The sequence below is a fragment of the Streptococcus sp. 2021WUSS126 genome (assembly GCF_044427255.1).
In the GTDB taxonomy this organism is placed as follows: Bacteria; Bacillota; Bacilli; order Lactobacillales; family Streptococcaceae; genus Streptococcus; species Streptococcus hashimotonensis.
Map to the genome: position 1 here is coordinate 151713 of NZ_JAOTGI010000002.1, position 19979 is coordinate 171691.

The following is a 19979-nucleotide window of genomic DNA, read 5'->3' on the forward strand; positions in this document are numbered from 1 at the left end:
GGCTGAGAGTGTTTCTCAGCCCTTTGTGTTAATCTAGGACCAAGGCTCGTTGGTCTTTTTCTTGTGGCATTCCTTCCATTACAGTTGCCACATAGTGTTGTAAGAAACGACTTTTATGGTCTAGTAAATCTTTTTGCAAGGCAAGGTGAACCAAATCTCCAAAATAATCCTGACTGGAAATAGCCAATTCCTGTTGAATTATGGCCTGTAAGGTTTCAAGGCTAAGTGGTGAATAATCGTCACTATCCAAAACCTCATACTGTTCCAAGGTGTCTGAGAGACTATTTGAGGACATTAAATCCATAATAAAACTAGAGCCTTCACCTGTTCGGTACAGCTTTTCCAGAATGTCAGTCATATCTGCTTGTACTTCATCCTGATAACTATCAACTTTAACTCGTAGCTCATCACTAATCAAGGATAAGTCATCCTCATCCATATAATCTTGATAAACCTGATTGAGGATTGTTCTATCAGAAATACTTAATTCCAAAGAGAGAAAGGCTTTGATAAACTCTTGGTAATCGACCTTCTCCATTTCAGACAAAGCCTCTTTCATGGTGTCAAAGTTCCAAGTCATCGCACAACTCCTTTTGTGGGACTAGTGGTGAATGTCCAGATTGTAGCTCTTCTAAATCAGCTAAACCATCACCATCTGTGTCAATAGCATATGGATTAGTTCCTAAAGCCAGTTCCTGAGCGTCAGTCAGACCATCTTGGTCTGAATCCTTTTCATAAATGGTTTTCGGATTCATCTATTTTTCCTCCTTTTTCTTCAGTCCATAAGCCGTACCAAGTAGAATACCAGCTCCAATCAAGCCCAAAAGGGATTCCTGTTCCCCTGTATTTGGCAAAATGCTTGCAGGAACAGGCGGTTCAATAGTCTCAATTGGTGGTTGAGGTGGTGTGGGTTGATTTGGACTTGGTTCTTCAGGTTGAGGTGTATGTGTTACAACTGTATTTGAGCTAATGACATAGCCATTCACTGTATGGAGATAGGTATTCTCTACCTGACCAGTCGCAATCCGTTTCATCTGAAGGTAAACATCTGCCTGAAAGGCTGAATCATCAGAGATAGTCTCTAAGAAGGATTTATCAAATGAAATTGACACGAGGCCATTTTCTGTATCTACCTGTTGCAAAGTATATTTCGTGACTTCCGTTCCTTCTTTTAAGACCGAACCGTCTTTGAGGGTGACATCCGTCATGAGATAGCTACGATAAACACCATTGTACTCATCATGCTTTTCATCATAGTTATCTTCAAAACCATATTCAAATAATTCTGTCGCACGATTACTTGGAATCATCGCTCCAACTAAGCGATAGTTAAAGATTTGATGCAAGGCCATTTCTTTCCTATCAAGGCTCTCATCTTTATGAGATAAATCAATCACCACATCTTTTTGTGGGTCTAATTTTGGAACATTATTGACCACAGTTTCCGTGACATAAGCCAAGCCAAAATCAATCTGATAGGCTGTATTTTCATACTGACCACCTGTTTTGGTCAGCTCATTTTTAACCATCATCGGAAGCGTAACAACCAAGGTTTGACCAGTCTTCACATAGGTCTCATAAAAGTTTTTTGGATCATCACTACTAAGAACTTGAATGGCCCCTTTAGGTGTAAACTGACGTTTAGCCATGGCATCTTGAACGACTTTCGGAGCTTCTGACAAACTTGCGTAGGTACTGACAGAGAAACCAGATACACGATTGCCATCCTTATCCAAAACTTGAATGCCATCAGAATTTAGGGTAAGGGCTTCTTCTGGGTAATCGTCTACCATGTAAAATCCCTTGGCAAGAACATCATCCGTCACGACCATTTCCTTGTATTGACTGTAATCCAAGACAATTTTGTAATAATTGACTGTATTCGGAAGGACAGTCTTTCCATCAATTGAAATGCCTTCTTGATTGGTATTAGACTTGTGTGGAGTTACTTTAGGGACAAAATTGGTCACCGTATTAGTTTCATATGCTTGTCCAAAATCCACCTGATAGGCCACGTTTTCATAAGACTTCCCTGAATTAAGCATGGTTTCCAAAACCGTCATCGGAGTGACGATGGTAATATTCTCCCCCTTAGTCACATACGATTCATAAAAGGCTTGTGGGTCTTCTGGCATGAAAACTTGGAAAGCTCCTTTAGGCTGAATTTTTTGTTTAGAAAGGGCTGCTTGTAAGGTGTTAGGAGCTTCTGATAATTGAGAATAAGCCTTCACCGTGATTCCTGAAACTGTTTTGCCATCAGATGTGACAAACTGAATAGCTGCTTCATCCGGCAATAAAGCTTCTTCTGGATAATCATCCACAAAGTAAAAACCTTGTGCAATCTGAGAGTTGTCTGCTTTAATCCCTCGGTATTGGTCCAAATCCCATGAGAGAGTATAGTGATTTTGAGTTCCCACTAGCATAGGCTTCCCATTGATGTCCACTTTGTCTTTATTGAGGTTTTGTTTCTTAGGTTCTGGAGTAACAAGGGTGTTGGACACTTCCTTGGTTTCATAGCCATTGCCGAAATCCACTTGGTAGGCCTTGTTTGTATAGGTCTTTGTCTGACCATAGAGACTATCTTTAACCGTCATTTTGGTCAGTAAAGCTAAAGATGTACCTGTTTTGACATATTGGTCATAAAAGGCTTGGTTGTCATCTGGCATAAAGACTTGAAAAGCACCTGTCGGTTTAATCTTAGCACGAGCTAATTTATCTTGAAGGTCTTTAGGGGCTTCATTTAACGAAGCATAGGTTTTAACCGTTATTCCTGATACTTTCTGACCATCAAGCGTTGTTATAGCCGTGCCATTTTCCACCACATCAAGCACTTCCTCTGGGTAATCGTCCACAAAGAAGAAGCCTCGTGCAATTGTCTCTTTAGCAGAACGATCTCCCTTATACTGGTCCAAATCCCAAGTCAATCGGTAGTGGTTGGTTGTACCAAGAGCTACGACTGTATCGTTAATGAGAACACCATTCGTATTTTCATTGTTCTTATCAGGTGTAATAAGTGTAGTTGTCTCCCCATCACCTGGTGTACGTACCGTCACAATATTTGAAGTGACTGTATAATCATTGGTTGTGCCCTTGTTCAAAAGGAGTTTATAACTATTGGAATAGGTTGCCCCATCATTTTGAACAGTTCCATAAAGTTTGGGAGCAGTCAGTTGATAAGACTTAGTGAGGTCTTGATTGACCTCTTGAAGCAAAGTTTCCTTGGCAGTCAGGGTCACAAAATTCTTAGACTCATCAAAGCTAAGGACATAGTTTCCATTCTCTTTTTGTGTTGTTTCCTTATCAAATAAATAACCTGCAGGCAAATAGTCTTCAAAAATGAGACTAGTCGTTTTAGAACGATTGGATGATAAGGCATCAACTGTTAAGGGATAAATCACCGTTGAATCTTTTGCGACAGTTTTATCATGAAGATTAGCTTGGTCACTATTGATCACTTCTTTCATAATCTCTGGAGTTGTCGTCAAACGGTACGCATGATAATGGATAGTCGGTACTTGTGGTGGTGTTGGAAGTTCTTTTGGAATAGGTTTAACAGGTAAGGTTACCTTGGTCAAAGTTAGACTAGGCTGCACCACTTCTTCCAAAGGCTTTGGCGTGAAGGTTACAGGCTTTTCTGGTGTAAAGGTTTTTGGTGTATAAACATCAGGTGTTACCGTAATCGGTTCTGGAACGGGTTCAAGTTCCATCGTTACATGAGGTTTGGGACTATAAGGTGTTACTGTACGTGCCACTGGTAGGGTATTCAAGGCAAACCAGTAAGATAATCCAACATTCTGTGGCATATCGCCTTGTCCAAAGGTGACTGTGTAGGTATTGCCCGATGTGACCGTTGAGACAATAGCTCCTTTATAAGCATAACGACTTGATGTGGTATCCCATTCCTCAGGTAAGTTCAAATCACTTGCACGGTTGGAACCCAAAGAACGTGCTAGACCTTCATTAGTCACTTGAACGGTTGAGCCATTAATCGGCACAAATTTCCCAGATGAATCTTTAACATATTCTAGACCAATGTCATTATGATTGAGGGACGAGTGTGTAAAGACACCTGGTTTTTCTTTGGAGAAGGTTACTTGTGAACCGTCTTCTAAGAAATACTTAGCAACTACACGAAACTCCATCTTGTCTGTTCGCCAGTCACCATTTCCGTCATTTCGATAGGCAATAAAGCCTTCGGTAGGATCATTTGGTACAACCAATTTCACGGCATCGGTTCCAGCTGGTGATACAAGGTTGGTAATATCGTAAGTCACACGACTAATCTTTTTCCCATCAAATCGTGCATGTTGAAGATTTTGATAGTTAAAACTAAGGGTCTCACCTGTTTTGAAGCTATCATAGACAAAGAAGCCCGTGGAATCTAAGATTCTTGAGTAGCCCCCAAGCATAGCATCGCCAGTTGAAATGATCTGATCAGGATTTCGGGTAATAGCCCCATGTTGTACTTGGGGTTCACCATTATTGAGATTGAGGGCTTGAGCAAGGGCTTCAGAAATATAACCTTCTTCACCTTTTGAAATCTCGGCCAAGTCACGTTGATAGCGTTCCATTTCTTTGGCATTGTAGGCTTCAATCGCTTCATTTTCTTTTCTAGTTGCGACTTCTTTTTCTTGATTGCGTTTTGTAATGGCTTCAATCTCAGCTGCTCGCTCTGAAACTAATTGTTGTTTCTCCTGATTAGCCTGATCCACCGCAGCTTGACCTGCACGATTTTCAGCATCTACAGCAGCTTGACCTGCCTGATTACGCCTTTCAATGGCTTCGTTATCTGCTTTTGCCTTAGCAAGTCCAGCTTCATTTTCTTTTTGAATGGCTTGGTTTTTTGCAACAATATCATCTGCCTTGATTTTCTTTAATAGATAATCCGCTACAGCTTATTCGTTAGTTGATTGAATGGTTTCAACAGCCTTGCCATAGTTTGTATAGTCAAGGACAGATGTCCCGTTTCCTGATGAAACTACTTGTTCTTTTACTGTCACATCAGCATCTGCATACTGGGATTTTAAGTCATTGACTTTGGTATCAACCCAAGCATTTGTCTCTTTACCAGTTTGGTTGACACCTTGGTAAGCCTGTGTCAGCTTCTTATTTTCTTGTTCAATTCGGACTTTTTCATCCTCATAAGCTGCTTTGTCAGCTTTGTAGGTTTCAGTGACTTCATTGATAGCCTCAACCTGTGTTTGGGCATCTGCTTCTGATTTTGAAATTTGTTGGTTGGTCTCTGACGCAGAAGTTGTATTTCCTAAATCCATTGGGCTATCTTCAACCGTAGAAACACCTTCAGCCTTGGCCACTTCAACTGCTTGTGTTACCGTATCATGTGGTACGGTGACAGCGATTGCACCATTAGATTGTCCAGTTGACCCTAAACTTTCAGTTTGTTCAGATACAGGGTTTGGTTGTGCTTCTGGTAAATTCGTGGCTGGATTTTCCGTTCGTTGAATGGTGGTGTCAACTGATGATGTGACTTCGTCTGCATGTGCAACCGTCCCACCCCAAGCAACAACAGCGGTCAACATGGTTCCAAGGGCAACCGAACATAGAGTACGGTATTTTTTACTCTTACGAAAGACGTGTTTCTCGCCTTTTTCCTGATTGACAAGAAAGTGATGATTACATGTTTTGGTCATAATGTGTCCTTCTTTTCTTTTTTCTGTAGCAACAAACTGTCACTCTTTCCTCATCATAAAAAAGAAGGCTTGATTTTGTTATCACAATAAGTTCAGGGAAAAGAAAAAAGCCACCCATAAAAGTGGATGACCTGATTATCACCAAATCAATTTTTACATTAAGACGGCCAATTAACCTTTCTAACTTTAGCAGTCTTAAAGCGTTTCTTGTCAACAAGTTTCAGCTCTATTTCTCTACAATTTGTAATTAAGGTGTCGTTGATTTTAAGACTTCTTGGAAAGTATTGATTTCCTTGTTCATGTGATAATTCAACGGTGTAACTAATACCATTACTTAATTTGAAGACCACAAAATAAATATTATCTCTTCTAAATCGTTTACCAACTTTTCTATTCAAAATACCATCCGTTGTATAAAATTTACATTCCATCACATGTAACATTTGATAAAGTAGTAATGTACCAACGATTTTGAATTTATTTTCGTTAAACCATCCATTATCAGCCTTATTTAGACGCTGCAATGTCCAATCATCCTTTAATCCTTCAAAAATACTCCCTGCATTATTAGTTGGTAAATTGACATGATGATCTCTTGATAATCCTAATAGATGGGGAATAGAGGAATTTGGGACGGAGAGAACAATTTTAGGATAGTCCTCCATATTTGTCTGATAAACGTATTTGTACTGAGAAACATATTTCTCAATAGTATTGGCCAAACAAGACATATCGACATTGAGAATATCAATCTCTCCATCAAAGGTCTCGAGCCATTCCAAAGTATATGTCATTCTAATTTTCTCCTAAAAAAGAGAAGGAAGCAGGTGCTTCCTTCTCTTCCACGTATTGAGTTTCACCTCACGCTAGATATGCCCTATCTATTCCTCAAGGGTAGGCAGTCCTGCTATTCTTTTTCTCAACAAACAGTTTGAACTGAGTGCGGAGCCCACAGGCGGGTGCAGACCATATCCACTAGCCCACAAGTAATTTATAATCTTTATTTATCCTTATTATACAGGATAATTCCTTATTTGTCAACACCTATGTTCACGCTTAAAGTTTAGATGAAATGACCACTTTGTCCTAAATATCATACAATATTTGGGACAAGAAGACAAGTATTCTAATATTTTTATTTCGTCGTATAAGCAAAACTCAAACTACTATCCACTCCAGATAATTTACGGAAGGTGTAGTTGGGATTGCCATTATAGTTGGTTTCGGAGATAAGGAATGAGCCATCTGGGTAGACTTTTTCAACGAAAGCCACATGTCCGTATTCTGCTGGTGTACCATGTCCACCACCCGCAAATGAGAGTATAGCTCCTGCTTTCGGAGTCGTGCCTGTTTCACCACCGAGGCTTGCGGCTGTTCGTACCCAATCTTGGCCATTGCCCATGGTACTGATAATTGGAATCTTCTCACCATTCTTACCTTTGAGTTTTAGACCCAGTTGGTTGATACGGGCTGCGACTCCCCACGTACATTGACCGTAAGCATAACCCATACCGTCACCACCTCCTGGAATAGAGTTTTCAAAAAGATCTCCTCGTACAGCTTCAAGTGCTTTTGGATCGCTTTGTGCAGTCCCACCGTTGGGTTGACTAAAGCCTTTTTCAATTTGGTAATACCACTCACTGGCCCGTGTCTGACGTTCAAGTAGCTTATCACCACTATTTCCTTCCCAGTAAATGAGAAAGAGTTGGGCAAGACTGGCTGGATTACCTGAATTTTTGAAGAAGTCCTTTAACCAGTTGGTGTAATAAGGACTATCCCCATGCAACATGAAATCCAGTTGTAACCCCAAGTCATACCACTTTTGATGTTTTCCTTTGGCATATTCGAGCAATAAGGTATGTCTGCGTGACCCATCCGCGGTATCTGTCCATTGTCCTAAGCCTAAACCACGTTTGAGAATATTGGGGTAGCGTCCATTGTATATCGTTGGACCATTAAGTGAGAGCCAGCCCTCATCATCCCACGAGCTGTCTGTCGCACCAATAGGGGGAGATAGATAGTCGCCTTCCGCACGCTTGGGATTAATAGAGGATTCTACCGACCAATTTCCTAAAATGGCTGCAATAGCTTGATTGGTCGCACCTTTGCTTTTGAGATAGTCATAAATAGCCTTTGCTCTCTCGAACTCGTCGCCACCAAATTGACCGATAGTTGGAAGAATGGTGGTCTGAACCTGGATTACTTTTGGAAAGTAGAAAGCTGGATTGACATAGACCAACTTATCCGTGTCATCATCAACCTTTTGATAGGTGAGTTTTAGACCCGTTCCATCCTTGGTTTGACCAATAATATCTCCTGCCAAGACTTTTTGATGTTCATTCACTCGGCCTGAATGAATGCCAAACAAGGTTAGTTTAGTCTTATTGACTCCCTTACCAGATGTCAAAACAACGTTCTCCTCATCAAGAGATACCTTGCCATCCATCGGAGCCACAATGACTTGACCTTCTTTTGCTTCTAAGATGATATGGTGATGAAGCGTTGGTTTTTCATCAATGACCTCATAACCATATCGGTAGGTCATGTTTAAGCTATCTTCATCAGTCTGTCCCTGAAAGGGATTGTCCAATTCTTGAAGGGCTAAATAGTTGCCTTCTTCGGTCAATTCCTTTAGCTCTTCCTGGTCCTCCTCAGACAGCTTGTAAGCAGGTTCTTTATACAAGTCAGACATAGATTTAATAGAATCACCACCATTTAAGTCCATCCACACTTGACTGAGAAATACTTTGTAGGTCGCACCACCTTTTTCCATGAAATCGTCAAGCTTGTAGTCTTGGTATTGATGATTCATGTAAACCATGACCTCATCAATTTTGGTGTAGTAGGCAATCCCTTTTTCGTTGGTTCTCGTATGTTCCGCATCTTCCCACGTCATGCGGGTATAGGCCTTGGTCAATTCCATCTCATCTTGTTGAATGGCACTGCTACCTGAGACACTCATGAAAAAGCTCATCATCAAAAGGAGTATCAAGAAAATGCCTGAGACAATCCAAGTCAAAGGATTTCCCGCAATTGCAGAAAAGAAGGTCAGACTTCCCTTAATGGCTTGGACGATTCCTTTGAAACCTGCGACACTTTGTTTTCTGGCAAGCTTTAAAAAGGTTTGGTAGCGTCTTCTTGGTTTAAGAGGTTGCTGGCGTGTGAATCCTTTTCCCTTTTTGAAGTTCTGGAATCGTTCCTTTCCATGAGAAAATTTTGTTTTGGTAAACCGCACACCAGTCTGTCCACTTTTTACTACCACCTTACCTGCTTGAAAGGTAAACCTTCCATAGCGTCTGGCTTTCAAACTAGTATCCTTCATGGTTCTTAGACCATCTAAATCATCCTCCTGTGCTATCAGGTCAAGGGATTCAGATGCAGCTAAGCCTAATCCAACTTTGACTTTGGTAGAGTTTTTCTTAGACTTTCGGACTTTCTTGAGTTGTTTAACCTCACGCTTGGCAGAACTTACGTCTTTTTCTGCACTGAGTCTATCAAATGATTTTTCTTGGTGAAACTGAAAGCGAGACTTCAGGGAAGGATTTTCTTTTTGGAAAGTAAACTTGGGATTAACTACCTGTTGTTTCTCACTTAGTTTCACTTCTGACAGATGTTTTCTTGCCGTCCGCAAACGTTCTTGAGCTTGAGGAAGTCGATAGTTCTTGATTTCCTTTGCCTTCAACAGTCTAGGAGAAACATAGGTAATTTCCTTTAGAAACTTCTCTTCTGCTTCCTTTTGGCTACTGAGTAGATTTCCTTTTAACTCTGTTTTCTTTCCCTGAAACAGAGAATTTTTGGCTGATTTTAGAAATCTTCCTTTTTTAGGAACAGTCTGTTTTAAGGTTCTAACTTCTTTCCGATAATGCATACGGGCTGATTTTAAGTTACTTCGAAAGTTTTGCCTAGCCTGTTTGACTAGCTTTTTATCCTCTTTCATCTCATGTCCTCATTTTTTCAGGGTCCGTACTCATGATGTCAAAGAGCTTGGTGTGTTGTGGAATCTTATTCTTGAATGGGACAACGGTGGAACCGGCCTTAATTAAGCCTGCCCCTTTTTCAGGATTGACTAAGTACTTCTCCAGCTCTTTAGAAAGTCCAAGCATATGCACCAATTCTTCGCGATCGCTCTTAGCCTGTTTTAAAAGAATCATGAACTCGCTATTGGCAATAATGCGTCTGCCATTGGCATCCAATAGAAGCGTTTCTACATTCTGAGTAATACCTGTCGGTATCGCCCCATACTTACGGACACGACTCCAGAGTTTAAAGAAAAAATCAGAGGCATACTTGTCCAATAAGAGTAGCTGCATTTCATCAAAGTAAATCCAGGTCTTCTTCCCTAGCTTTTGGTTTTTGACCACCCGATTCCAAATTTGGTCAAAGATAACCATGAGGGCAATCTGTTTTAATTCATCGCCTAACTTTTTGACATTGTAAATCAGGAAATGACTGTCTGTTTTAATATTGGTACGATGTGAAAATATGTCCAGCGACCCTTCCACATAGAGTTCCATATCCAGTGCCAAGTCCTTAGCTTCCTGTTCAGGTTGTCGAGCTAAGACAAAGACCCATTCGACCAAGGACGGTGTGTCAAAATGCTTATATGTCAAGCGTGTCACACGATCTATCAAGGATTTTTCACGACCATCCATTTTGCGGTCCAAGAGCTTTCCAATCCAAGACAAGAGAAATTCGGATTTGACCTTAACTGGGTCCTCATCCATATTCTCATCAGATAGATCTAAAACATTTAAGAAGGTGGTAGAGTCTGGGGCAATATCAATACTCTCCCCACCAAAGGCTTGACCGATAATACTGTACTCATTTTCTGGGTCAACAATAATAATTTCAGTATCACTATCTGCTTCCTTGAGCTTTGTAGAGATGATTTCATGTTTTGTCGCCATCCCTTTCCCCGCTCCAGAAGTCCCTAAAATCAAACCTGACGGAGTATTTAACTTGCCTCGGTCAATACTGATGATATTACTTGAGATTTGATTGATGCCATAAAATTTCCCACCCTTGTCCTGAATATCTACGGAAGTCCAAGGTGCATTCACGGCAATATTTGAAGTCAATAGAGACCGAGAAACACCTTCGAGATAGTTCTTCCCAAATGGCAAGAGACTATTAAAAGCAGCTTCTTGCATATAGGTCAAATTATCAATAATCATATCATTAGACCCTGCAACTTGCTTGATAATATCAAGATATTGTTTTAGTTGGTCTTCAGTATCCGCAAGCACTCCAATTAGAAATACGGTGTCAAACAGTTTATCTCCTGTTTGGGTCATGGTTTGAAGAAGAGCTTCAGCTTCATCGATGTTGTTCTCAAGAACATGGCCGACCTTCTCCAAATAGATTCCAGTCCGAGCCATTTTTTGTTGTTCACCAATCTTTTGTGATTCCATCAAGGTCTTCTTGGTTCGTAGCTTGGTCATGGTTTCAGACTTGGTAGAGCCTTTGGCATGTAGGCTAATCATCACTTCCAAATCTGACTGCATGAGGTCTCGAATAAATTTATCCCCTAACTCCATGCCATAGTCACGAACATAAACAATCTGTAATAATCGTTCGTCCAATTCAATATGATTCTTGTGTTTAAAGGAAAGGTAGGTTGGGGCAATAAAGTGTTTGGTGGATTGACCTGAGAGAGTCAAATCCTTGTAAGAAAACGGTAAATGATTTTCGCCTCGTAACATATCCGCAAGGACATTCACTCGCTCCTCTCCACCGAGCAAACCAAGAGATACATCAATCTCTGAAAAGCCACTCTTGAAATATTCTCCAATTTGAGACAGAGAACGAAAAGCTAGTTTTGGTGTTTGGTCGCTCTTGCCAAATGAAAGAAACTTGACGGCTGAAAAATTGTTCTCACCCGCCTCTAAGTTGGCATCCATCATGCGATTCAATTCATCACGATAAGCATCAAACCCATCTTCCTGCAAGGGATAGAGAATACTCTTACGGAATTTTTCCAAATTAACTTTTTGATTGAATATAGTCAGTTGGAAATTGGTCTTATCATCCAGTGAATTGATTAAATCGGAATATTTCTCAACAATAGCTCCTTTATCATCTAAGCCAACTGTTTGATAATTGACATCACCTAAAAGATAGGTTTGTGAGAAATAGCTTGGACTGATCTGCATAAGGCCATTCGGAAAAAGTCCTTGATAGGCTAACGTATTTACGGTAGAAGGTCTGATCTCTTGCTTCTGTGTTTTCGTCTTTTGCTTTTTGTCATTAGAAGAGGTCTTTAGTTTCATTGAGTGTTTTAATTTTTTCACGTTGGTCTCCTTTTCTTCCAGTAAATGTGCGGTCTGGCACCGTTAGTTCATAATGAAAACGGTACTTGAGATAGGTTTCAAATGGTAAGTCATTGGGTCGATAGACCCCAAATAACATGAGTGGAATGGTAATGCTAAAAACAAAACCATAGACAAACCAATCTCCAAATTGCCAGTAAAATAGGTTCAAGCCCAATACCAAAATGGTTATGGCGACGGCTGGAAATACAAAAATAACCTGTCTAGTTGTAAATCCTAACCATGCCCTGTGTTGAACCTTTGAGATGTCCTTAAAGACACGTGTGTTCATAAATGTTCTCCAATCTAAGTAAGCTATAAAAAGAGGAGGCGAGATAGTGACTCCCTTCCTCCTACATCCCCAAAATACTTCGGGCGGTTCGTTGACTGCCAACTAAGGCAATGATTAACAATATGGCCTGTACCAAGCCACCAAACATAATGGCGAGTGATTCCATGACTCCAGCTCCATTTGATACGGCAATCTTACCAGCCGATTCAAACAAGGGAACAAGCGATACAATTAGAAAAATCAAAATACCTTGAACTGCATAGACCATGATGTTTTTAAGGTAACCAATCCCAACACTTCTCCAGTCATCACTAAGGAAGGTCGGAATGGTAATAGGGGCAAAAGGAATCATCAGATAGAGTTGGATAAAGCGAATGGTAATCAAGATATTGACAACCATGATGCTGGCCATTCGTACCAACCAAATGAGAATCGCAAAAAAGCCAATAATCATTTTTCCTACAATCCCAGATCCCTTGATGCCTGTGATGGTATCGTAATTAGCACCACCATTTGTGACAAGCCCTGCCACTTGTTCAATAACATAAGAGGCAATGGCAATAATGGCTTCCACAATAACCGTCGTATTGGTAATCACGACCGCGACCATGATGTAGCTGACAATCATAGGTGCCATGGCTTCAAAGGTCATTGCACCACCTGAGTTTGCGATTTTCTTGGCCATTTTTGAAAATTCGAGTACGAGAACAACCGCAAGAATAGCTACTCCCAAGGGCTGCATAATCCCCTTGGTAATGGCTGTCATGTAAGACCACACCGTCGGATTAAAGTCCGCTAGTGACTTAACCAAGTTGGCAGTTGATTCTAAATCCACTTGAAAACCTTCAAAAAGGCTATCGCTAGATACTTTTTCTGAGGCTAGAAATACAAAAGGTGACGTAAAATTCATTATCATGTCATGTGCAGTCCTCCCCTAAATGGTAATCTGAGTCACAAAAGCACCAGCGGCTCCCACCATGACCCCACCAACAATTTCTAGAATGGCATTTCGGACACCTGGCCCACCATCTTTAATGTTGGTTGAAAGGTTGATAATGCCCATGACAACAAGAAAGGCTCCTACTGCAATTAAGCCTTTTTGTAATAGAGACATGGCTTGAGAGAACATGGAGCTGGCGTCCACTCCGTAAACAAAGCCTGTTAGTTTTTGATTCATATTTTTCCTCATTTCTATTAATGTAGTGACGTTTCTGTGCTTAAATCCCTTATTTGATAGTCTGACAAGTCCAATTCTTCCTCTTTAGCCAATGGATTGATGTGATAGTTCCACCAGCGTACATCGGTTTCCTTATCCGCAAGCCATTTCCAATTCCTATGTTTAAGTGGAAAATATTTCTTGGTTCGAAAAACAGGAACTCCAGCAATGCGTACGAGGCACTCATCTCGTTTCATATTCCCTACTTCATCAGCCGTCATCAAGTCACGAGCAATTTTCTGGTGAGAGGTGGAACTTGAACCCGTCTGCCCAAAAGAACGACTGGTACTTCTGACATCAATGGTTTGTTTGCCTAAAAGACCACTCATAAATTTGAAAGTTTCCTCGTCATTTCCACCCAAATAGAGGAGACTGTCACAGTTCCCCAGTATGGTTTTCCAAGCCTCTTTTTCCTTATAAAGTCCTTGGAGTTGAGCAATATTTTGTAAGATAGGAACTAAGCTCATGTTTCTAGAGCGAACTGTTGAGGTTTGTTCAGCAAAGTCTGGGATTTCTCCGACATTCGCAAACTCATCCAGATAGCTTCTAACATGAATCGGCAGTTGCCCTTTAAAGTCAACATCAGCCTGCCTGGTCAAAGTGGAGAAAACCGTAGAGAAAAATAAAGCAGATAGAAAACGAAAGGTCGTATCATTGTCTGGAATAACAAGATAGACCATGGTCTTTTGAGTGCCCCACGTTTTCAAATCCATAGTGTCTCTTTGCGTCAAATCAATCACCGATTGGATATTAAAGAGGGCAAATTTAGCTGTTGTGACCGCAATCACCGAATCCAAGGTCTTATCCTTATAGTTTTGGAAATCCGCCCAGTTTCTCATGGTAAAGTTCTCGTGACCGTATTTTTTAGCGTAATCTTCAAACAGGACTTCAAGAACACTTTTGTCCTGATTATCTCCCTTTGATAAGAGTTTGATGAGTTTCCCAATTTCAGAAAAGGCTGGATAACGGCCACGCTTACGTCTTGCTTCCTGCTCTTGCTTGGAACTTCCTGGTGGATTGTAAAAATCTACCAAATAAGAGGCAATAGCTCTCACCAATGTCATGGAAGCCTCGTCCCAAAATGGATCACTGCGAGAACCAGATCCACGGGTATTGTTAAAATAGACCGTTAACATGCGGTTCAAATCATTCTCTGTTTCTACATAACGAAAGGGATTAAAACCGTCTGAATTGGTCATATTAACCAAGTCTAAAACCTTGACCTGATAACCGTTTTCCAAAAAGAGTTTACCTGTCTTCTCGGCCAAATGGTCTTTAGGATCTACGACAATATTGGAACAGTTAAGTTGGATAAGGTTGGGTTTAACAAAGCGAAAGGTCTTACCTGCCCCAGAACCCCCAATGACAATCAAATTTTTATTTCGGTCAAACTGGGGTTTCTTCTTTTCCAACAAGGTTAGACGAACATCACGAGCCAAAATCGTGTCATTGAAAGGATTCTTACTGTAAAAGTTCCGCTTTTCCTTACTGGTTCCAAATCGTGCAGAACCGTATTCTTCCCCTTCTCGATAGACCTTCTGTCCTGTCGATACATAAAGATAGACTAGCGTCATCGTTAGAACCCCAAGGATAAAGGCAAGAAAAGATTTTTGAGTAAAGGAAAATAGCCATAAAGGATTGAAAACCTTATTTAACCCCTCTCCTAAGAGGTAGGCAATACGTTCCATAGGTGGGGCATTGGTTAAACTATCATAGAGTAGGGTTAGACGATGGCAGAAATAGCCAAAGGCGAGACCCAAGAGTCCAAAGACAAATGCTTTTTGCCTGGAATACATTACAAGGTCACCTCCTTGGTTTTGACTGCCGAAGGTTCTGTCACTCTAATTTTCTCTTTGGCCAGTTCTATCTCTTGGTCCAAGGTTTTATCAAAGGTTAAACCTTCTAGCTTCTCTGGATTAGACATCAGTTTCTTCAACAATTCATCCAAGTGATGATCGAGCAAGGTCTTATCCTTGGCATAAAAGTAGAGATAGTCTTTTTGCCAACTAATTGCGATTGGCAGTTTTTCTGACTCCATCAACTCCTTAAATTTCTCCACATCGATTGGCTTATCTAGAATGTCTTTACTAACATCAATCGCTTCAATGGCGTAAGGGCTTTGAAGGAGTTCTTCCAGTTTTTGAACCCCAATCTTATAAGCTGAATCTTGAGCTAAGGCTTGCCTAGCCGACCATTCTAAGAGCTTTAAGAGGGTTCTAACTGTCAATAAACTACTTCTTTCCACGTATTGCATCGCTTGACGTTCTTGTTGTTCAGATGACATGGTGACCTCCTCTTTTTTTCGATTCCCTCTCAAACATAAGGTGTTTCCATAATACGGAAACACTCTTGATTTTGGTATCACAAGAAAGTTACGACATAAGCCAAACTATTCCAAAGTAAATGTAAGATGATTGCCGTCATACAATCAGTTTTCAATCGAACAGCAGCCAAGGTCAAGCCAAGACAGCTATACATGAGCCAACTCCCTAACTGATTGGGGCCATGGGATAGAACAAAGAGAAAACTGGTCACGCCTATTTGTACAAAAGGGAATGTCAATTTTTCCCACAGCAATTGCCTATAAACAATCTCTTCAAGGATACTTGCATTGACCAGAAACAATAAAAAGATAATAGGAGGAACCTGCTTTCCAACTTCTACCAATACCTCTTGATTCCTAGTCTGAGCTGGAAATAGAAAACTGATAAAGACTGCAAAAGCAACCATACACGCAAAACCAAGAAGCAACCATCTTAGGCGATTTTGTATGGTCATATTTTTTGATTGAATAGTTTTGTGATGAGTAATCTCTAGACAAGCTACACCTAAAAGAAGCATTTGTAGCAAGACTATACCCTCAATTGTCAGATACTCTTTCAGGTATAAACTCACCAGAAGACCGTTAAGCTTTATGGCTAGATAAAACAACACTATCCTTATCATTGTCACCTCTTGAATAAATCTTCATAATCAATATCTAATACCAAAACAATTCGCTCAACCCATCTTGTCTGTGGCATTAGACGATTGGATTTGTAATGTCGTAATTTTTGATAGAGGCGATTAAACTCACTTGGATAAACATATTGACCTTTGAATACTTTGCGAGCTAGTTCTGCCCAAGTGAGGTCTTTTTCTGCCAGAATGATTTCTAAATTGTCCCAAAATCGTTCATTCATCTTCACACCTAGCCTGTCACTTGTTTTATCAGACTGGCCTGAAACAGCTCTTCTTTTACCTGTCTGGGAAGAAAGGTTCTCACTTCGTCTAGCCCAATAGCTGGATAGACATGATCTTGGCAGACAATGAGGGGCAGACGAAGGTTTTGGTCTGGTTTTTGGAGAATAAGCTGAATCATCTCATTCAAACTTATCGAATATTGACGTTTAAAGCGAAGAAATCGTGGCGACAATAACTCAAAACAATCCATTGTTTTGGCAAAGAGTGACAGTAAGATTTCACGGTTTACATCACACGCTTTTGTACAACGATAAGCCACTCCATAGGTCGTCAAAATGGTTAGTAAGTCTTGATTTGTATTAGCATTATTTCCTAGATATACCTCAAGCATAGGCTCCTCCTTATAGGGTTAGGCTATTTTCAACTGTTTGTTCAGAAGTTGATAAATAGCGACTCATATCAATGGGCAACCGTCCTTCACCAAAGCACTTGACCGTCACTAGAGTCGTTACAATGCCCTCCTTTCCCCTAGCAGAATAATTTTCACCAAAGGCACGAAAGGCTAGGTGATTGTCTTTCGTCAATAGGGTATCTACACCATTTTTAATATCCCTAGTTTCCAAAAAATCCGAAATCCGATGAAGATTGGATTCGTAGAATAGGGGATCATTCATCTCTTTGTGGTAATCATCTTCAAAAGTAACCTCAAAGTCACAATCAAAATTGGGGAGCGACAATATCTTTTGTAATAGCTGATTGGTTTCAGCTTGGTGAATACGTTCTTCTAATTCAGTACACTCTAGGATACTTTTCTTATGTAGTAGGTTCATGTTTTTCTTCCTCTTCCATTCTTCTAAATTCTCTCGCAATGGCTTCAATAACTGTGACAGTCACACTATTGCCTGCCTGTTTGTATAGTTGACTCTTACTGGAAACACTCTCTGCTCTTTCATAAGCCCAATCAGGAAAGCCTTGCAGTCTGAAACACTCTCTTGGTGTCAGTCGTCTTATTCTTAGGCGATAAAGTTTCCCCTCTAAGACAATGCCTGTGACTTCATACCACTTATCCTGTCGATATTCCAGAGCAGCAACTACCACGCCCATATTGTCTGAAGTCGTCAAGGTATTGGATATTCCCTTTCCCACTCGTCCCCTACGTTTGGTTGAATCTGGATAAGCCAGATTGACAGAGTCTCCAAGAGTTGCCTTTGCGTACCCTCTTTTTGTGGCTTCCTTGATTTTCAGAAATGGCAGCTCCTCCCTCAGCAAAATCTTTGGCACTTTATCTCCACCTTGCATGGTGGTCAAGGTCGGTGACAAGCCCGCAATGTCAAATACTCTTCCGGTCTGGTCAAAGCTAGTCGGCAAATTTCCTGCGACAACAACCCCGTGTCTGTCTTGACTGGTCAAAGTAAACATAGGGTCTTGATTATCCTTAAATCGACGCCCATTTTGACGTTTTTCAATTCTATCTGGGGTTAAGACAGGAATGGCGATTTTTGCCCCCTCTCCTTTACCTCTCGTTAGTGTAGGAGCAAGTCCACTCGTCAGATAGACTTCACCATTCAAACCACGTTTAGAGGGATTGATATTGCCTAGCCTTTCAAGATGAGCTGGGCTGTTTTCTCTTCTGAGAGGAAATATGAATCTGGAACGGTATCTTCTAGAATGTCCGATAATAAAGACCCGTTCTCTGTTTTGCGGGACTTGGAAGTCCTTACTGTTAAGCACCTGCCATTCGACATCATACCCCAATTCATCCAGCGTGGAGAGGATTGTGGCGAACGTCCGTCCCTTGTCGTGATTGAGTAGGCCTTTGACGTTTTCCAAAAATAGAAAACGTGGTTGGATTTGTTTGGCCGCTCGAGCAATTTCAAAAAAGAGAGTCCCTCGAGTATCTTCAAATCCCAATCGTCTGCCTGCGAGTGAAAATGCTTGGCAAGGAAATCCCCCGCAGATAACCTCCACTTGCCCTCTAAATTGTCTAAAGTCATGGTCTGTGACCTCTTTAATGTCATGGTATTCTATTTCTCCTTCTGTGTTAAACATGGCTTTGTAGGATGTTCTAGCGAATTTATCAATTTCACAAAAGCCCAAACACTCATGGCCCTGTGATTCCATTCCTAGTCTAAAACCACCTATCCCAGCAAATAAATCTAAAAACTTCATTTTTCCTCTCTTTCCAAATAAAAAAGAACCTTACGATTTGTAAAACTCTTGCCTATATATGATCATCCATTTCTGGTGCTCGGATGATTTCAACAATCAAAATGATGATTGAAATCAAATAGATTCCACCTAGTATCCACCAAATCATCTTAATCACCTCCCTTTACTTCTTGTCGTCTCAGTTGCTTGGTCCATTCTGACAGCACACCATTAAACACGTATTCAGCTATCACTTCCGCTGACCGAGCAAATCTCATATGTTCCAATGCGTACTGATAACGATCACCGAAATAGATCATGGCATAGTCACTAGCCGACTGAGATAGACCTGATTGTCTTAATTGGTCATGAACCAAAGCCCAAATATAGTCTCGATCGTACTTGGTCACATCATCTACTTTTGGAGTAAAGTTTTCTTCTTGTTTTTCATCTACTAGCTGCCTCTCCTCCTCGTCCTCAATAAGGAAATCACTCCCTTCAGTTTCACTATATTTAGTCTCACTTCCTTCAGTCTCACTAGGGGCTGAATTTAAGACCGGCCCCGTCTTTTTTTGAGACCCCCCTAGTATTTTTTTAACACTAGCCCCGTCTGAATGTAAGACTGGGGTAGGTTCATGTTCTAATTCTCCCAAGTAAATCTTATTTGCCATTCGACCTTTTTCACTGGATGATTGTTGGACTTCATCAATCAAGCCATATTCACGTAAGGTTTTCTTAATAGAGAGTAATTTTGACTTTGAACAGCCTAATAGTGCCATCAGATTTGAATTGGAATAAATCAAATAAATAGCCCCATCCTCATCAATCCAGCCTTTACTCAAAGATAACTCCAAACGATCTTTTAAAACCGCGTAGGCTACCTTAACCTCCAGCTTCATATCCTTATAACGTTCACTCTCAAACAAAACTTTGGGGAGTTTATAATATCGCTCTGATGTCTGATATTGATTAGCGGTAATACGTTTCATGATTGTCCCTCCAAGACTAATATTCCAACATTTCCAAATTCATCAAATCGGACTAAACCTACTTGTTCCATTTCATCAATTAGCTGCGTTGCTTTCTCAATATCAACTCCCAAGATAGTCACGAGATGACACATCACCATTTGACGTGATGATTGTTCTTTCTTTTGCATGAATTCCTCCTGAAATAAAAAA

General features: G+C 40.6%; 17 protein-coding genes and 1 pseudogene. All 18 read right to left on the reverse strand.

What is annotated here, in order from left to right; translation table 11 throughout:
• Positions 1-28 precede the first annotated feature (28 nt).
• The 18 genes and pseudogenes from ODU39_RS01940 to ODU39_RS02025 all read right to left on the reverse strand — a co-directional run bounded on the left by ODU39_RS01940 (position 29) and on the right by ODU39_RS02025 (position 19957).
• A complete protein-coding gene (locus ODU39_RS01940) occupies positions 29-580 on the reverse strand; it encodes a hypothetical protein (RefSeq protein ID WP_205027502.1) in 552 nt (183 codons plus the stop codon).
• A complete protein-coding gene (locus tag ODU39_RS01945) occupies positions 564-755 on the reverse strand; it encodes a thrombospondin type 3 repeat-containing protein (protein ID WP_105203073.1) in 192 nt (63 codons plus the stop codon). Before ODU39_RS01945 ends, ODU39_RS01940 begins: the two co-directional genes overlap by 17 nt.
• Positions 756-5651 (reverse strand): annotated as a pseudogene (locus ODU39_RS01950) (SspB-related isopeptide-forming adhesin). It abuts the gene before it with no gap.
• A 158-nt stretch (positions 5652-5809) separates the two neighbouring features.
• Positions 5810-6445 (reverse strand): hypothetical protein, encoded by a 636-nt coding sequence (locus ODU39_RS01955; protein WP_044684044.1) that lies wholly within the window; start codon positions 6443-6445, stop codon positions 5810-5812.
• Between the two features lie 341 nt (positions 6446-6786).
• Positions 6787-9588 (reverse strand): phage tail tip lysozyme, encoded by a 2802-nt coding sequence (locus tag ODU39_RS01960; protein ID WP_398579735.1) that lies wholly within the window; start codon positions 9586-9588, stop codon positions 6787-6789.
• Between the two features lies 1 nt (position 9589).
• Entirely contained in the window at positions 9590-11941 is a 2352-nt protein-coding gene (locus ODU39_RS01965; RefSeq protein WP_398579736.1) for a VirB4-like conjugal transfer ATPase, CD1110 family, read from the reverse strand.
• Positions 11898-12251: a PrgI family mobile element protein gene (locus ODU39_RS01970; protein ID WP_001097574.1), complete on the reverse strand. Its 354-nt coding sequence runs from the start codon at positions 12249-12251 to the stop codon at positions 11898-11900. The genes ODU39_RS01965 and ODU39_RS01970 overlap by 44 nt, the downstream gene beginning before the upstream one ends.
• Before the next feature lie 61 nt (positions 12252-12312).
• Positions 12313-13167: a conjugal transfer protein TrbL gene (locus tag ODU39_RS01975; protein ID WP_253222005.1), complete on the reverse strand. Its 855-nt coding sequence runs from the start codon at positions 13165-13167 to the stop codon at positions 12313-12315.
• Between the two features lie 18 nt (positions 13168-13185).
• Positions 13186-13428 carry a hypothetical protein gene (locus tag ODU39_RS01980; RefSeq protein WP_001072182.1) on the reverse strand — a complete coding sequence of 81 codons (243 nt, stop codon included), beginning with the start codon at positions 13426-13428 and terminating at the stop codon, positions 13186-13188.
• 17 nt (positions 13429-13445) lie between these two features.
• Entirely contained in the window at positions 13446-15263 is a 1818-nt protein-coding gene (locus ODU39_RS01985; RefSeq protein ID WP_253222006.1) for a VirD4-like conjugal transfer protein, CD1115 family, read from the reverse strand.
• Entirely contained in the window at positions 15263-15751 is a 489-nt protein-coding gene (locus ODU39_RS01990; RefSeq protein WP_002936460.1) for a hypothetical protein, read from the reverse strand. Before ODU39_RS01990 ends, ODU39_RS01985 begins: the two co-directional genes overlap by 1 nt.
• Positions 15752-15828: 77 nt before the next feature.
• The gene (locus ODU39_RS01995; protein WP_253222007.1) at positions 15829-16413 is read right to left on the reverse strand and encodes a CPBP family intramembrane glutamic endopeptidase; all 585 of its coding nucleotides are present in this window, start codon (positions 16411-16413) and stop codon (positions 15829-15831) included.
• Positions 16414-16415: 2 nt separating this feature from the next.
• A complete protein-coding gene (locus ODU39_RS02000) occupies positions 16416-16649 on the reverse strand; it encodes a hypothetical protein (RefSeq protein WP_001005705.1) in 234 nt (77 codons plus the stop codon).
• A gap of 8 nt (positions 16650-16657) precedes the next feature.
• On the reverse strand, positions 16658-17041 hold the full coding sequence (locus ODU39_RS02005; RefSeq protein WP_253222008.1) for a hypothetical protein: 384 nt from the start codon (positions 17039-17041) through the stop codon (positions 16658-16660).
• Between the two features lie 10 nt (positions 17042-17051).
• Positions 17052-17480, reverse strand: coding sequence for a hypothetical protein (locus ODU39_RS02010; RefSeq protein ID WP_253222009.1), 429 nt, complete (start codon positions 17478-17480; stop codon positions 17052-17054).
• Positions 17464-18819, reverse strand: coding sequence for a DNA (cytosine-5-)-methyltransferase (gene dcm / locus ODU39_RS02015; RefSeq protein ID WP_398579737.1), 1356 nt, complete (start codon positions 18817-18819; stop codon positions 17464-17466). The genes ODU39_RS02010 and dcm overlap by 17 nt, the downstream gene beginning before the upstream one ends.
• 149 nt (positions 18820-18968) lie before the next feature.
• Positions 18969-19787: a replication initiator protein A gene (locus tag ODU39_RS02020; RefSeq protein WP_398579738.1), complete on the reverse strand. Its 819-nt coding sequence runs from the start codon at positions 19785-19787 to the stop codon at positions 18969-18971.
• On the reverse strand, positions 19784-19957 hold the full coding sequence (locus ODU39_RS02025; RefSeq protein ID WP_208563098.1) for a hypothetical protein: 174 nt from the start codon (positions 19955-19957) through the stop codon (positions 19784-19786). Before ODU39_RS02025 ends, ODU39_RS02020 begins: the two co-directional genes overlap by 4 nt.
• Positions 19958-19979: the final 22 nt, after the last annotated feature.